This window comes from Streptomyces sp. NPDC127068 (genome assembly GCF_042724695.1).
In the GTDB taxonomy this organism is placed as follows: domain Bacteria; phylum Actinomycetota; class Actinomycetes; order Streptomycetales; family Streptomycetaceae; genus Streptomyces.
Window position 1 is genome coordinate 2,908 of record NZ_JBHXEN010000021.1, and the last position, 14,291, is coordinate 17,198.

Here is a 14,291-nt window from a genome sequence, read left to right on the forward strand (position 1 = left end):
CTTTTTGGTCCCCCCGGGTAAAAAACCAACTAAAACCGCCTTTTTCAGCGCCCGCCCCGGGCCATCTAAAACCGGTGGGGGGGGGCCGGGTACAACCGCCCGGCACCCCCGCCGAAGGAAGTGGATCAGGCTTTGCGCGCGGCCATGCGTGCTTTGCGCGCGGCGAGCCGCTCGTCGAACTTCCGGGCCTCCGCGTCGAGTCCGCCCATGTAGAGGCCCAGTTCCTCCTGGGCCTGGAGCCCCTCCGGGCCGAGCCCGTCGATGTCCAGGACCTTCAGGTGCCGCAGGACCGGCTGGAGCACGTCGTCATGGTGGATGCGCAGGTTGTAGACCTCGCCGATCGCCATCTGCGCGGCGGCCCGTTCGAACCCGGGAATCCCGTGTCCGGGCATCCGGAAGTCGACGACGACGTCCCGCACGGCCTGCATCGTGAGGTCGGGCGCCAACTCGAAGGCGGCCTTCAGGAGGTTCCGGTAGAACACCATGTGCAGGTTCTCGTCGGTCGCGATCCGCGCGAGCATGCGGTCACAGACCGGGTCCCCCGACTGGTGGCCGGTGTTGCGGTGCGAGATCCGGGTCGCCAACTCCTGGAACGCCACGTACGCCACGGAGTGCAGCATCGAGTGCCGGTTGTCCGACTCGAAGCCCTCCGACATGTGCGACATGCGGAACGCTTCGAGCTTGTCGGGGTCCACCGCGCGCGAGGTGAGCAGGTAGTCGCGCATCACTATGCCGTGACGACCCTCCTCGGCGGTCCACCGGTGCACCCAGGTGCCCCAGGCGCCGTCCCGCCCGAAGAGAGAAGCTATTTCGTGGTGGTAGCTGGGGAGGTTGTCCTCGGTCAGCAGGTTGACGATGAGGGCGATCCGCCCGATCTCGGTGACCTGGGACTGCTCCTTCTCCCACGCCTCGCCGTCCTCGAAGATGCCGGGGAAGTTGCGCCCGTCCGACCAGCGCACGTACTCGTGGGGCATCCAGTCCTTCGCCACCTTCAGATGGCGGTTCAGCTCCTTCTCGACCACTTCCTCCAACGCGTGGAGCAGCCGTGCGTCCGTCCAGGTGGACGGGCTGCCGAGGTGGGGAGAGGTGAGCGTCACTAGGGCTCCTGGGGAGGGGAGTACGTGCCGGGGAACTGTAACCTACGCAGACGTAGGCTACGTATCCGTAGGTTACGAACCCGTAGGTTAAGCCCGCAGTAAAGGTGGCGATCGCCCGGGGTGGGAAATCGGATGGAATCGCCCCCTGACCACGGGCTCCCGCCCCGTTGCCGGGCTCAGCCGTACAGCTCCCGAAGTCGAACTGAGAGGCACGTCACACGGCCTTCGCGTTTCTCGAACTCGCCGAGGTCCACCAGGACGGGGTCCCAGCCCAGGTCCGCCAGCAGGTCGGCGGATCGGGGAGCGCTCGCCGCCATCAGTAACCGGTCGCCGCCCAGCAGCAGCACCTGCGCCCCCGACTCCTCGGGAACGGGGAGGAACCTCGGGAACAGCCCGGGCGTGTCGACCAGCGGTTCGTACCCGATCACGGTTCCGTCCGGCAGCGCGGTCACCGCCGACTTGAGGTGGTGCACCCGGTTGACGGGCACCGCGACGACCCGCGCCCCGAGCGGCTCGAACGTCGCGCGCAGCTGGCGCACCCCGGCGGCGTTGGTCCGCCCGCCCCGTCCGACGTACAGGGTGTCGCCGACCTTGAGGACGTCGCCGCCGTCCAGCGTGCCGGGCTCCCACACCCAGTTGACGGAGGCGCCGAGCCGGGCCACCGCCTCCTCGACGCCCGCGGTCTCCGGCCGCCGGGACTCCGTGCCGGGTCGGGCGATCAACGCGACGTTGCGGAACACGACCACGGTGTCCTCCACGAACGCCGCCTCGGGGCAGTGGTCGGCGGGCTCCACCTCCAAGGTCTGCCAGCCGTGCGCCCGTAGCGCCTCGCCGTACGCCTCCCACTGCGCGACGGCCCGGGCGACGTCGAGGGCGGGCCGGGTCACGACCCCCTCGGCGAATCGGGGGCTGGGGCGGCGGACGAGGGCCTTCTTGCTGGGCACGGGCGATCCTCCGGCTCGACGGGCAGGCACACGGGCGGGGGCGGTTCCCGAGCCGGACCCGGACCCGGACCCGGTCGGGCCGCGCGGGAGGGGCGGCGGGGACGCGACCCCGGACGGCTCGGGCGCCATCATGCAGCCGTCCGCCCGACGGAAAACAGCCCTACGGCACGAACGGTGGCCGATTTGAGCCGTGCCGCGCGCCCCCTCGGGGCCGGAGCCCTCAGCGGGTCGGGCCGATCCGGGTGCCCGCGGACTCCCGGCGCAGGTGCTCCCCGGTCAACGATCCCTCCGCCCGCACCAGGTCGGCCGGCGTGCCCTCGAAGACGACGCGCCCGCCGTGCCTACCGCCGTCGGGACCGAGGTCGATGACCCAGTCGGCCCGCTGGACGACGGCCGTGTGGTGCTCCACCACGATCACCGTGTTGCCGCCGTCGACCAGTCGGTCCAGCATCCCCACCAACCGGTCGACGTCCGCCAGGTGCAGACCCGTCGTCGGTTCGTCGAGCACGTAGACCTCGCCCGTGCGGTGCAGCCTCGTCGCCAGCTTGATGCGCTGGCGCTCACCGCCCGACAGCGTGGACAGCGGCTGACCGAGTCTCAGATAGGTGAGGCCGACCTCGCTCAGGGCCCGGAGCCGTTGCCGCACGGACCGGTCGGTGAAGTGGTCGAGTCCCTCGTCCGCGGTCATCTCCAGGACGTCCACGATCGAGCGCCCGTCGACGGTCAGCTTCCGTACCTCCTCCTTGAAGCGCAGCCCACCGCACTCCGCGCAGGTCGTCCGGACGGGGTCCATGAACGCCAGGTCGGTGTGGATCACCCCACGGCCCTGACAGTTCCCGCACGCGCCGCGCGAGTTGAAGCTGAACAGGCCCGGATCGGCGCCCGTCTCCCGCGCGAAGATCCTGCGCACCGTGTCCATGATCCCCAGATAGGTCGCCGGGGTCGACCGTCCGGAGATCCCGATGGCCGACTGGTCCACCACCACCGCGTCCGGGTGGGCCGCGGCGAACACCCCCGACACCAGGCTGCTCTTGCCGGAACCGGCGACACCGGTGACCGCGGTGAGGACGCCGGTGGGGAACTCGACGGTCACGTCCCGCAGGTTGTGCAGTGCGGCGCCGCGCACCCAGAGTCCACCGGTCCGTTCCCGGGGGCGCTCCTTGGGGCCCGAGCGCTCACGCAGGAACCGGCCGGTCAGGGTGTCCGCGTGGACCAGCTCCGCAGGGCTCCCCTCGAACACGACCCGGCCGCCGTCCGAACCGCCGCCCGGCCCCATGTCTACCACGTGGTCGGCGAGGGCGATGACATCGGGGTCGTGCTCCACCACGAGCACGGTGTTCCCCTTGTCCCGCAGCCGCAGCAGCAGGTCACCGAGGCGTCCCACGTCCCGCGGGTGCAGTCCCGTGCTCGGTTCGTCGAAGACGTACGTCATCCCGGTCAGACTGCTGCCGAGGTGACGCACCGTCTTGAGGCGTTGCCCCTCGCCCCCGGAGAGGGTGGTCGTCGCCCGGTCCAGGCTCAGATAGCCGAGCCCGATCGCCTCGATCCGCTCCAGGCCGGTGACGGCCGCCGCCGCGACGGTCCGGGCCACCGGGTCGTCGACGGTGGTGAGCACCGCGATCAGTTCGGACACCTCCATCGCCCCGCACTCGGCGATGGACCGGCCCGCCACCCGGGTCGCGAGCGCTGCCCGGTTCAGCCGGGCGCCCCGGCACTGCGGGCACGGGTGCTCGGTGAGGAAGCGGCCGACGAGTTCCCGGGTCCGCTCCCCGAGCCGGGAGAGGTCCCGTTTGACGTAGAGCCGCTCGAACCGGTCGGCGAGGCCCTCGTAGTCGATCTCGTGGCTGTGTTCGCCGGCGCCCACGCGGACCCGGTGGCGTCCGGGTCCGCCGCGCAGCAGGAACTCCCGTTCGGCGTCGGTGAACCGGCCGACGGGTTTGGTGGTGTCCAGGTCGGGGGTGTGGGTGTACGTGCCGCCCATCCAGGTGCCCGCGGCGAAGGGCGGGAACAGCACGGCGCCGTCCGCCAACGACCGGGACGGGTCCAGTACGGCGTCCCAGTCGGGTCCGACCGTCCGGCCCAGCCCGTCGCACTCCGGGCACATCCCGGCGGCGTCGTTGAACGAGTAGGCGGTGGCAGGTCCGGCGCTGGGCTCGCCGTGCCGCGAGAACAGGACCCGCAGGATCGACCAGATCTCCGTCATCGTGCCGACGGTGGAGCGCGAGTTCCCGCCCACCGGTCGTTGGTCGACCACGATCGCGGGCGACAGGTCCTCGATGGCGTCGGCGCGCGGGCGTTCGTACGTGGGGAGCCGGTTGCGGAGGTACGCGGTGTAGGTCTCGTTGAGCTGCCGCTGGGACTCCACGGCGATCGTGCCGAACACGACGGAGGACTTCCCCGATCCGGAGACCCCGGTGAAGACGGTGAGCTTGCCCTTCGGGATGCGCAGGTCGACGCCTCGGAGGTTGTTCTCGCGGGCCCCGGAGATGACGATGTCGCGTTCCCCCGGGAGCCGGTCGGACTCCCGGGAGGAAGCGTGCTTGACAGGGTTCATGCCGGTGAAGCTAGGCGGAATACCCGACAGCTTCTGACGTGATTTCCCGCAGTTCGCCCTCGGGCCCGAACTCCAGCCACCGGGTGATCCCCAGCGACTCCAGGAACGGCAGGTCGTGGCTGGCCACGATCAGCGCCCCCTGGTAGGAGTCCAGCGCACCGGTGAGCTGTCGTACGCTCGCCATGTCGAGGTTGTTCGTCGGTTCGTCCAGCATCAGCAGTTGCGGTGCCGGTTCCCCGCACATCAGCGCCGCGAGCGTCGCCCGGAAACGTTCGCCGCCGGACAGGGTCGACACGGCCCGGTCGGCCCGCGAGCCCCGGAAGAGGAAGCGCGCCAGCCGACTCCTGATCACGGTGTTCGTGGCCTCGGGGGCGAACCGCGCCACGTTCTCGGCGACGGTCGCCGACTCGTCCAGCAGGTCGACGCGCTGGGGCAGGAACCGCAGCGGCACATGGGCCACCGCCTCTCCGCCCACCGGTGCCCACTCGCCCGCCAGGGTCCGCAGCAGGGTGGACTTGCCCGCACCGTTGCGGCCCACCAGGGCGATGCGCTCCGGCCCGCGCACCCACCACTCGCCCGGTGCCCGGGCCCCGTACCGCAACTCCAGGTCCCGCAGGGTCAGGGCCGTGCGGCCCGGCGGTAGTGCGGTGTGGGGGAGGTCGACGCGGATCTCGTCGTCGGACCGGACGGCCTCGGCGGCCTCGTCCAGTCGTTCCCTGGCTTCGGCGAGCTTCTCCTCGTGCATGATGCGGTGTTTGCCCGCCGCGACCTGAGCGGTGCGCTTGCGTTCACCCATCACCACCTTCGGTTCGCGCTTGGTGTCCCACATCTTCTGTCCGTAACGCTTGCGCCGGGCCAACTTCACGTGGGCGTCGGCCAGTTCGCGCTTCTGGCGGCGCAGGTCGGTCTCGGCGACCCGGACCATCCGTTCGGCTGCCTCCTGTTCCACGGCTAGGGCCTCCTCGTAGGCGCTGTAGTTCCCTCCGTACCAGACGAGTTCGCCGCCCCGCAGATCGGCGATCTGGTCGACCAGGTCCAGCAGTTCACGGTCGTGGCTGACCACGACGAGCACCCCGGACCAGGCGCGCACGGCCGCGTACAGCCGGCGGCGCGCGTACAGGTCGAGGTTGTTCGTCGGCTCGTCCAACAACAACACGTCGGGGCGACCCAGGAGGAGCGCGGCGAGTCGCAGCAACACCGATTCCCCTCCGGACACTTCGCCCACCGTGCGGTCGAGGTCGACGTGGCCGAGGCCCAGTTGACCGAGGGTGGCGAGCGCGCGTTCCTCCACGTCCCAGTCGTCGCCGACGGTCGCGAAGTTCTCCTCGGTCGCGTCGCCCGCCTCGACGGCGTGCAGTGCGGCCCGTGTTGCGGCGATGCCCAGGACCTCGTCCACGCGCGAGGCGGTGTCGAGGGTGACCGTCTGCGGCAGGTAGCCGATCTCGCCCACCACGTGCACGGCGCCCCGCACGGGGTGCAGTGCGCCCGCGATCAGCTTCAACAGGGTTGACTTCCCCGACCCGTTGACGCCGATCAGACCGGTGCGTCCCGCGGTGAAGGTCGTCTGGAGCCCGTCGAAGACGGGAGTTCCGTCCGGCCAGTCGAAGGACACCGAGGACAGCGTGAGGGACGGGGTGTGAGAAGGGTGCGACGTAGACATGGGGGCCTCCCGGATGCTGGTGGTGTGCAGGGCAGCGCGGGGGACACCGAGGAGCGGACCGGGGGTGCGGGAGGGGGCGCCGGGGGAGGGCTTGCGTTCACCTCGAAGGGGAACGGAAGAGGCCGCCCGAGAAGAGGACGGCCCGACTGCCTCGCAGGGGCGGACGGCTCACAACACCGAGGTCGACGCGACGCACACAGCAACTAGCGGAAGCTAGTGGGAACGATCAAGCTGTATGACGTGGTGTCCCAGAGACCTCAGTAGAGCAACGTCCTTCTCCCATCGGCGGTGACAAATTCATCGGTAATCATACATGGTGGCCTGTGGGAGTCAAGGGGTTGAGGTGAGCCTTTATCGTGGTAGCGGACGGCGCCCCTCCCCTTCACCTCCCTCTCGCCGTCCTGGAGGAACTCCGTGCCCCACGGCTCGCTTTCGCTGCCCGCCCGGCTCTACCTGCTCTCCTGGGACACGACCAGGCTCAGCGTCACTGGCGCCAGCCAGCTGCCCCACCTGGTCAGAGCCGGGGCCCTCACCGAACTGGTGCAGCGCGGCCTCCTCACCGACGAGGAGGGAGTCGTCCGGGTCACCGATCCGGACGTCCGTACCGGTGACACGGTGCTCGACGGACTCCTCGAACTCATCGCGGAGTCCAGGCCCCGCAAGTGGAAGTCCTGGGTCACCTCACGCACCCGCGTCACCCTCGACGCCGTGCGCGAGCAACTCGTCGCCGAGGGGTACCTCGGCGTGGGGCGCAAACGCGTCCTCGGCGTCTTCCCCTCGGTCGACTACCGCTTGGAGCGGGTTCCGGTGGTGAACGCCCTGCGTGCGGACGCGCGGGCCGCGCTGACCGGACCCGAGCCGGTCGACGAGGTCGGTGACCGGGACGCGGCCGTGGTCGCCCTCGCGGTCGCGGCCGAGGTCCGCACCTTCTCCTCCAGCAAGGAACGCCGTGCCCACAAGGTCCGGGTCGACGCCCTCACCGCACGCAGCGGTGCGGTGGCCCCGGCGCTCGGCAAGGTGATCCGGGAGATGCAGGCGGCGCTCGCCGTCACCGTCACCTCCGTCGCGGTGACCAGCAGTTGAACACGTAGGGGCTGTGCACCGGGGTCCGCGGCGTGTTTGATTCTGTTTCATGACCAATGAGACCGAACGGGCGGCGGACCGGGCCGCGGACCCCGTGGCCCAGGCCACGGCCTTGCGGGCGTTGCACGTACCGGGGCGGCCCGTGGTGCTGCCCAACGTCTGGGACCCGGCGAGCGCCCGTCTGGTCGCCTCCTCCGGGGCCGCGGCCATCGCCACCACCAGTGCCGGGATCGCCTGGAGCCTCGGGGTGCCCGACGGCGAACGGCTCGACCGGGGCCGGGCGCTCGACGCGGTGGCCCGGATCGCCGCCGCCGTCGACCTGCCCGTCACCGCCGACATCGAGGGCGGCTACGCGTCCGCGGCCGACGGGATCGCCCACACGGTCCGGGTGGCGCTGGCCGCAGGCGCCGTCGGCGTCAACATCGAGGACGGCGTCGCCGATGCCGAAGGAGTGGGGCCGCTGCGCGAGATCGAGGAGCAGGTGGAACGCATCCGGGCCGCCCGCGCCGCGGCTGACGCGGCGGGGGTCCCGGTGTTCGTCAACGCCCGGACCGACACGTACTGGAAGGGCGTCGGGGAGCCGTCCGCCCGACTGGCCGGGACCCTCGAACGGGCCGCGGCGTACATCGACGCCGGCGCCGACGGCATCTTCGTCCCGGGGGTGAGCACCCCCGAGGAGATCCGCACCCTGGTGGCGGGGACCGACGCACCGTTCAACGTCCTGGCCGGCCCGGGGCTCCCCACCGTCCCCGAGCTGGCCGCCCTCGGCGTGGCCCGGGTCACCCTGGGGTCCGGCCTGGCCCGCGCGGCCCACGCCCTCACCCGGCGCGCCGCCGAGGAGGCACTGACCGCGGGCACGTACGGGTTCCTGGCCGACGCCCTCCCCTACGCGGAGGCCGACGCCCTCCTCGGCCACCCGCACGAGGAGGGCTGACACAGGCTCCGCGGACGGGGTCAGACCACGCTCACGGAGCCGTCGCTGCGCGGGTCCGTGCCCGCCTCGAACCCGGCCCCCGAGGCGCTGCGGCGGACGAGTTGCCCGTGCCCGACCTGCTCGTCCTGCTCGGCGCAGACCACTACCCGGTAGCCGCGGGCCAGCGCGGCCGTGACCTCCTCGGGCACCGCGCCCTCCACGGACGCCACCTGCGCCGGTTCGTCCACGCCGAGGCCCCCGATGACCCACCGGGGCCGTTGCAGGGCCTCGGCCGGCCGGTCGCCCGCCGCGATGCGCAGCGCCAACTGGGCGTGGATCTGCGGTTGGGCCTTGCCGCCCATCGTTCCGTGGGCGCCGGTCACCACCCCGTCGAGCCGGGTCAGCACCGGCATCAGGGTGTGGGCGGGCCGCTTCCCGCCGGCCAGCCGGTTCGGCGCGCCGGGGGCGAGGTCGAAGAACGACCCGCGGTTGTGCAGGACGATCCCGGTCGCCGGATCGAGGATGCCGGACCCGAAGCTGTGGAACAGGCTCTGGATCAGTGACACGGCGTACCCCTCGTCGTCCGCCGCGACCACGGCGACGGTGTCCCCACTGGGCCGTGCGGCCTCGTTGCGGCGCGGCCCGGAGACCTCGGACGGACCCGGCCGGGGAGCCCGCTGCACCTGCTCGGCGATCTCGTCGAGCCGCGCAGCGCCCAGCAACTCCGCCACGGGGACGTGCACCTGGCGGGGGTCGGCCAGGTGGCGCTCCCGGTCCCGGGTGACCGCGTCGAACACCCGGGCCGTCAGATCGGCGTCGGAGCCGAGGAGTTGGGCGTCACGGGGCAGCCGCTCCAGGACGCCGAGGGCCTGGAGCAGGTGCAGCCCCTGGGAGTTGGGCGGCGCGGTGAGGTACTCCTCGCCGCGGAAGCCGGCCGACAGGGGCTCGCCGGTCTCGGTGGCGTGCCGCTCCAGGTCCTCTCGGGTGAGCGGTGATCCCTTGCGGCGCAGCAGGTCCACCAGCCGGGCGCCGAGCGGTCCCCGGTACAGCGCCGCCGGCCCTTCGGCGGCGATGCGGGCGAGCGAGTCGGCCAGCGCGGGCTGTCGCATCGGCGTGCCCTCGGCGAGCGGAGCGCCGTCCGGGAAGAACACCGCCCGCATGCCGGGGTCGTCCCGGAGCAGTGCGGCTTCCGCGCGCAGTGCGGTGGCGACGCCGGGCGCGGTCGGCACCCCGTCCCGGGCATGGGCGACGGCATCGGTGAACAGCCGCTCCCAGGGCAGCCGCCCGGCGAGTTCGTGCAGGGTGGCCCAGCCGGCGACGACCCCGGGGACGGTCACCGTGAGCGCCCCGGTCACCGGCATCCGGGTGCCGGGCACGGCGGCCGGGTCGGCCGCCGCCGCGGCTGCGCCGCTGCCGTTGACGGAGACGACCCGCCCGTCGGGCAGGGCGAGCAGGGCGACCAGGTCGCCGCCGACGGCGCACTGGTGCGGGTAGACGACGGTGAGCGCGATGGCCGCGGCGAGCGCCGCGTCGACGGCGTTGCCGCCGGCCCGTCGTGCGGCGGCGCCGGCCTCGGTGGCCAGGGCGTGCGGGGCGGCGAGCCCGTAGGGGGTGGTGGCGCCGGGGCCGGTGGACGGGGCGCTGGAGCGGGGCGGGAGCGGGGAGGCGACGGACATGAGGGTGGCTTTCCTGAGGGTGCGGTGACCCGACCGCCGGGGGGCGGGCCGGGGCGCCGGGGCGGATGACCGGGGGGACGGGGCCGGGCCGAGAGCGCCGTGGGGTCAGGCTCCGGGCGCCGCGGGCCCGTGGCCGTCCAGCCCCAGCGTGTCGATGATCATTCCCTGCACCTCGTTGAGGTGGTCGGCCATGGCCTGGGCCGCGGCCTCGCTGTCGTGGCTGATCAGCGCGGCGAGGATGCGACGGTGGGCGCGCAGCGAGGCGAGGAGCCGTTCCCTGGACTGGTACTGGGGGTCCCGGGAAGGGCCGACCCACTCGTTGGTGGCTTCGAGGAGCCGGGTGAGCATGGGGTTGTGGGCGGCCTTTGCCACGGCCACGTGGAACGCGCCGTCGAGTTCGACGAGGGCGGCCAGGTTGTCGCGGTCCCGTTCCGACTCGGCCCGGGACAGCAGGGCGGCGAGGTGTTGGAGGTCGCCGTCGGTGGCGCGGACGGCCGCGCGCGCGGCGACGGGGGGTTCCACGGCGGAGCGCAGGTCCATGACCTCGTGCACCAGCCGGGCCGCGTCGTCCATGTCGCCGAGCTGACGGGCGTGCAGGTCGGGTCGGGTGGTACCGGTGACGATGGTGCCCCGACCGGGCTTGCGGTCGACCAGCCCGCGCAGTTCCAGTTCGCGCAGCGCCTCGCGGACGGACGCCCGGGAGATGCGCAGTCGTTCGGCGAGTTCGCGCTCGGCGGGGATGCGGGTGCCCGGGGCGAGCCGCCCCTCTTCGATGAGGCCCTGGAGACGTCCGGCGAGCCGGTCGGGGCCGAGGGCGGCCTCGGGAGCGATGAGGGTCCAGTCGACGGACACCGAAGGGCCTTTCGGGTCGGGGGCCGGGCGGCGCCGGTCGGGCGCCGCCGTGCCCGGGCGGTGGGTGCCGGGCCCACGGCCGCGCGTCCGCCGGGCGACGGGACGCGACAGCCGTGGCGCGGCCGGTCAGTCGTCGATCTCGACCGTGAGCCAGTTCTCGAAGCAACTGCGACGGGCCAGGCTCATCACGCCGATGGTGGCGCGACCGCCGAGCCCCGCCTCGGGCCCGAAGACGTCCCGGAAGAGGTCCGTCGCGCCCGAGGACACCTTGTGCACGTCCTCGAACTCCGGGGTGCTGACGACGAAGCACAGTGAGCGTACAAGGGACTGCACCCGGTTGAGGGAGCCGAGGGCGAGACGGATGCCGCCCAGGCAGTTGAGTGCGGTCAGCCGGGCCGCTTCGTAGCCCTGTTCGACGGTCACGTCGGCGCCGAGCCGCCCGGGGTGGCGGACGTTGCCGTCCGCGTCGTCGGCGGTGTGGCCCCCGAGGAAGAGCAGGTTGCCGCTGATGTGGTGGGGCTTCATCGACCCGTAGTCGGCGCCGTAGTAGGGCCGGGCGGCGAAGTCGGGGATGACGAGCCCCAGTTCGCGGACGCGGGTCTCGGGATCAGTCTGAGCCATGTGGATGGTGCCTTCGGGATCGCGGTGGCCCTGCCGGTGGGCCGAGATAGTCAGATGGTCCGACCAAGTGGGCTTATTGTTTGGTCACGCTCTTCCCCCTGTCAACCCCCGTGACCGCCGGTGACGCGCCGGCGCACGGCCCCAGATCCCGAGGAACGGCACGATGCGAAACCAGTCAGCCGACCACCCCGAGGACCCCCGCCCGCGGCGCCCGGGCCCCGGTGCCGGACCGGCCGCGCCGGATGCGGCCCCCGCCCCGCAGGCAGCCGTTGCGGGCTCCGGCGCCAGCGGTCCCACCCCCGGTGTCCGGCGGCTCGCGGACGCCCTCCCGCTCCTGCTGACCGTCGCCGCCGGAGCCACCGACGCCCTGGCCTACCTCGGGCTCGGCGGGGTCTTCACCGCCAACATGACCGGCAACCTGGTCCTGCTCGGCATCGCCGGCTCGCACGGCGTCGACCTGCACGTCGCCCGTGCCGCCGCCGCCACCGTGACCTTCACGGCCGGCCTGGTGCTGGCCTTCCTGATGACCCGCGACCTGCCCGCCGGTGCGGTGTGGCCGCGGCGGATCACCGCGGCCCTCGCCGTCAGCCTGGGCTGCCAACTGGTGTTCTTCGCCGGCTGGGCCGCCGTCGACGGCAGGCCGGGGGAGGTCGCGGACGTCGGCCTCGTCAGCCTGTCGGCACTGGCGATGGGGGTGCAGACGGCGTGCGCCCGGCGGGTCGCGCTGGCCGGGATCACCACCACCTTCGTCACCGGGACCCTCACCGCGGTCGCCGAGTCCGCGGCGCACGGTTCGACGGCCCACATCGCCCGTCGGCTCGCCGTGCTCCTCGCCCTGGTGGTGGGCGCCCTGGCCGGCGCGCTGGTGCTACGGCACTCGGCGACGGCCGCCGCCGCGATCGCCCCGCTCCTGGTCGCCATGACCCTGGTACTGGGCATCCGACTGCACCACGTTCAACGAAATCCGTAGCTGAGAAGTGATCCAACCGATGATTTCCGTTGTCTAAGGCGGATACTCCGACGAGACCGTTGACAAGACGGGGTGGCGGCAACCACGTTGGGCCGCACGAGGCCACCCCGCCGGAGGGCCTCAGGGCCGACCAAGCCGCCCCGCGCATCCTCGCTCCCCGCACGGGCCGGGCCCGAACCCGCCCCCGCCGGTTCGCCCCGCCCGTGCGCCGCGTCCGCGCCCCGCCCCGCTCTCCCCCCAGGCGGCCGTTCCCCTAGGACTCCCCGTGACCTCTCCACGCCCGGACGTCTCCGCCCCCCTCGCCCCCCTGGACGTGTCCTTCGAGGACGACCCCAGGGTCGTCAAGGAAGCCGCCAACGAGGACTACTCCACCCACATCGTCCCGCTGACCTGGCGCAGCGGCCGGCTGTCCCTGACCATGGCCTGGTACGCGCTGGTCAGCGGCATGTTCTACCTGGTCACCGCCGCCACCCTGGCCGTGACCGTGGGCACCGTCGACACCCTGATCGGCATCCTGCTCGCCGTCGCCGTGTTCGGCACCGTCAACTACGTCTTCTCCCGCTACGCCGCCCGCACCGGTCTGACGGTGGCGCTGATCTCGCAACGCGTCTTCGGGTCCCTCGGATCGGTCCTCGCCCCCCTCGTCCTGGCCGCCACCGCGATCTACTACGCGGTGTTCGAGGGCTCCGTCATCGCCCACGCACTGCACGCCTACACCGGGGCGTTGACGATCGAGGTCTGGTACGCCATCTCGATCCTGAGCAACGTCCCCATGGCGATCGGCGGGGTGCGCCGCTGGCTCGACAAGTTCAACGGCGCCCTGCTGCCGCTGTACTGGACCGGGCTGATCATCGTGGTCGTCCTCGCCGCGCGGGAGTACAAGCCCTCCGGCTGGCTCACCCACACGCCCGACCTGGTCCCCGACCTCGGTGCCCCGGGCTGGCTGTACGCGTTCTTCGTCTACATGGGCGTGTTCGTGTTCATGATGTACACGATGGACTTCGGCCGCTTCGGCAAGCCCGAGGACGCCGGCTTCCACAGCGTCGTGACCTTCGGCCCGGTCTTCTACTTCTTCGTGTACTTCGTCAACGGGCTGATCGGCATCTTCCTGGTCCTGGCGGCCGGTGCCGTCGGAGCGCCGACCGAGACGGCCATCGGCGACACCATCGTGGCGCTGATGGGGGTGTGGGGGCTCGGCGTCGTCTGGCTGACCCAGTCCCGCATCAACACCGCCAACTACTACGTGGCGTCGACCAACCTGGAGGCCACGGTCGCCCGCCTCTTCCACCTCAGGGTGCCGCGGGTGGCGGCCCTCGCACTGGCCAGCGTGGTCACGTACCTGATCATGCTCACGGACGTGCTCAGCTACGTGCTGACGGCGCTGGCCTGGCAGGGCGCGTTCGTGGTGGGCTGGGTCGGCATCATGCTCACGCACCTGGCCCTGCACCGCAGCGGGGACCGGGACGGACTCCCGGAGTTCCGCCCCGGCCGGGTCGTCACCTTCGCCCCGGGTGCCGTGGTGTGGCTGGTGTCCTCGCTGACCGGCATCCTGGTGCTGGAATTCACCGGCACGTTCGGCACGACCTGGTCCTCACCGCTCACCTTCGTGCTCAGCATCGGCCTCTACGCGCTGGCCCTGCGCGTGACCCGTTCACCGGTGCTGGCCCGCGGCTCGGACCCGCGCGACGAGGTCGACGACATCTGGGAGGCCCGGATCCGCTGCCACCGCTGCGACCACTCCTACATCGCGGCCGAGATGGACCGCGACCCCTCGGTCGAGGGCAGCCCCGCCATCTGTGCGGACTGCGCGGGCCGCAGTCGGGACTTCCGCAGGGCGGTGCTGGCCGAGGCCGCCGCGGGACCGGCCGGGCCGGCGACCGGAGACGCGAACCGCGAGGAGTTCGCCCGCAAGTGACCGAGC

The 14,291-nt window shown here is 72.3% G+C and carries 11 protein-coding genes; 4 read left to right on the forward strand and 7 right to left on the reverse strand.

The window, feature by feature from the left end:
* Positions 1-125 precede the first annotated feature (125 nt).
* From ACFWIA_RS15340 to ACFWIA_RS15355, 4 genes are all read right to left on the reverse strand, one after another.
* Positions 126-1,097 carry an acyl-ACP desaturase gene (locus tag ACFWIA_RS15340; RefSeq protein WP_387004463.1) on the reverse strand — a complete coding sequence of 324 codons (972 nt, stop codon included), beginning with the start codon at positions 1,095-1,097 and terminating at the stop codon, positions 126-128.
* 176 nt (positions 1,098-1,273) lie between these two features.
* Complete coding sequence (gene ddaH, locus ACFWIA_RS15345) at positions 1,274-2,041, reverse strand: dimethylargininase (RefSeq protein WP_387004466.1); 768 nt, start codon at positions 2,039-2,041, stop codon at positions 1,274-1,276.
* Between the two features lie 220 nt (positions 2,042-2,261).
* Complete coding sequence (locus ACFWIA_RS15350; protein WP_387004468.1) at positions 2,262-4,595, reverse strand: ATP-binding cassette domain-containing protein; 2,334 nt, start codon at positions 4,593-4,595, stop codon at positions 2,262-2,264.
* Between the two features lie 10 nt (positions 4,596-4,605).
* Positions 4,606-6,255, reverse strand: coding sequence for an ABC-F family ATP-binding cassette domain-containing protein (locus ACFWIA_RS15355; RefSeq protein ID WP_387004471.1), 1,650 nt, complete (start codon positions 6,253-6,255; stop codon positions 4,606-4,608).
* A gap of 414 nt (positions 6,256-6,669) precedes the next feature.
* Between ACFWIA_RS15355 and ACFWIA_RS15360 the strand changes: the two genes are divergently transcribed.
* Complete coding sequence (locus ACFWIA_RS15360) at positions 6,670-7,338, forward strand: GPP34 family phosphoprotein (protein WP_387004473.1); 669 nt, start codon at positions 6,670-6,672, stop codon at positions 7,336-7,338.
* 49 nt (positions 7,339-7,387) lie between these two features.
* The gene (locus ACFWIA_RS15365; RefSeq protein ID WP_387004475.1) at positions 7,388-8,272 is read left to right on the forward strand and encodes an isocitrate lyase/phosphoenolpyruvate mutase family protein; all 885 of its coding nucleotides are present in this window, start codon (positions 7,388-7,390) and stop codon (positions 8,270-8,272) included.
* A 20-nt stretch (positions 8,273-8,292) separates the two neighbouring features.
* Here the strand turns inward: ACFWIA_RS15365 and ACFWIA_RS15370 are convergent, their stop codons facing one another.
* The 3 genes from ACFWIA_RS15370 to ACFWIA_RS15380 form a co-directional block, all read right to left on the reverse strand.
* A complete protein-coding gene (locus ACFWIA_RS15370) occupies positions 8,293-9,927 on the reverse strand; it encodes a gamma-glutamyltransferase family protein (RefSeq protein WP_387004478.1) in 1,635 nt (544 codons plus the stop codon).
* A gap of 105 nt (positions 9,928-10,032) precedes the next feature.
* Positions 10,033-10,779 carry a FadR/GntR family transcriptional regulator gene (locus ACFWIA_RS15375; protein ID WP_387004481.1) on the reverse strand — a complete coding sequence of 249 codons (747 nt, stop codon included), beginning with the start codon at positions 10,777-10,779 and terminating at the stop codon, positions 10,033-10,035.
* A gap of 126 nt (positions 10,780-10,905) precedes the next feature.
* On the reverse strand, positions 10,906-11,400 hold the full coding sequence (locus tag ACFWIA_RS15380) for a RidA family protein (RefSeq protein WP_385496293.1): 495 nt from the start codon (positions 11,398-11,400) through the stop codon (positions 10,906-10,908).
* Positions 11,401-11,563: 163 nt separating this feature from the next.
* Here ACFWIA_RS15380 and ACFWIA_RS15385 point away from each other — a divergent pair, with 163 nt between their 5' ends.
* Both ACFWIA_RS15385 and ACFWIA_RS15390 read left to right on the forward strand, forming a co-directional pair.
* The gene (locus tag ACFWIA_RS15385) at positions 11,564-12,370 is read left to right on the forward strand and encodes a YoaK family protein (protein ID WP_387004485.1); all 807 of its coding nucleotides are present in this window, start codon (positions 11,564-11,566) and stop codon (positions 12,368-12,370) included.
* A 265-nt stretch (positions 12,371-12,635) separates the two neighbouring features.
* Positions 12,636-14,285 carry a purine-cytosine permease family protein gene (locus tag ACFWIA_RS15390; RefSeq protein ID WP_387004488.1) on the forward strand — a complete coding sequence of 550 codons (1,650 nt, stop codon included), beginning with the start codon at positions 12,636-12,638 and terminating at the stop codon, positions 14,283-14,285.
* Positions 14,286-14,291 lie beyond the last annotated feature (6 nt).

What these genes read in the sequence shown, in the direction of transcription:
- ACFWIA_RS15350 (WP_387004468.1), bottom strand. Translation starts at nt 4,595, where the DNA reads ATGAACCCTGTCAAGCACGCTTCCTCCCGGGAGTCCGACCGGCTCCCG.
- ACFWIA_RS15355 (WP_387004471.1), bottom strand. Translation starts at nt 6,255, where the DNA reads ATGTCTACGTCGCACCCTTCTCACACCCCGTCCCTCACGCTGTCCTCG.
- ACFWIA_RS15365 (WP_387004475.1), top strand. Translation starts at nt 7,388, where the DNA reads ATGACCAATGAGACCGAACGGGCGGCGGACCGGGCCGCGGACCCCGTG.
- ACFWIA_RS15370 (WP_387004478.1), bottom strand. Translation starts at nt 9,927, where the DNA reads ATGTCCGTCGCCTCCCCGCTCCCGCCCCGCTCCAGCGCCCCGTCCACC.
- ACFWIA_RS15380 (WP_385496293.1), bottom strand. Translation starts at nt 11,400, where the DNA reads ATGGCTCAGACTGATCCCGAGACCCGCGTCCGCGAACTGGGGCTCGTC.
- ACFWIA_RS15385 (WP_387004485.1), top strand. Translation starts at nt 11,564, where the DNA reads ATGCGAAACCAGTCAGCCGACCACCCCGAGGACCCCCGCCCGCGGCGC.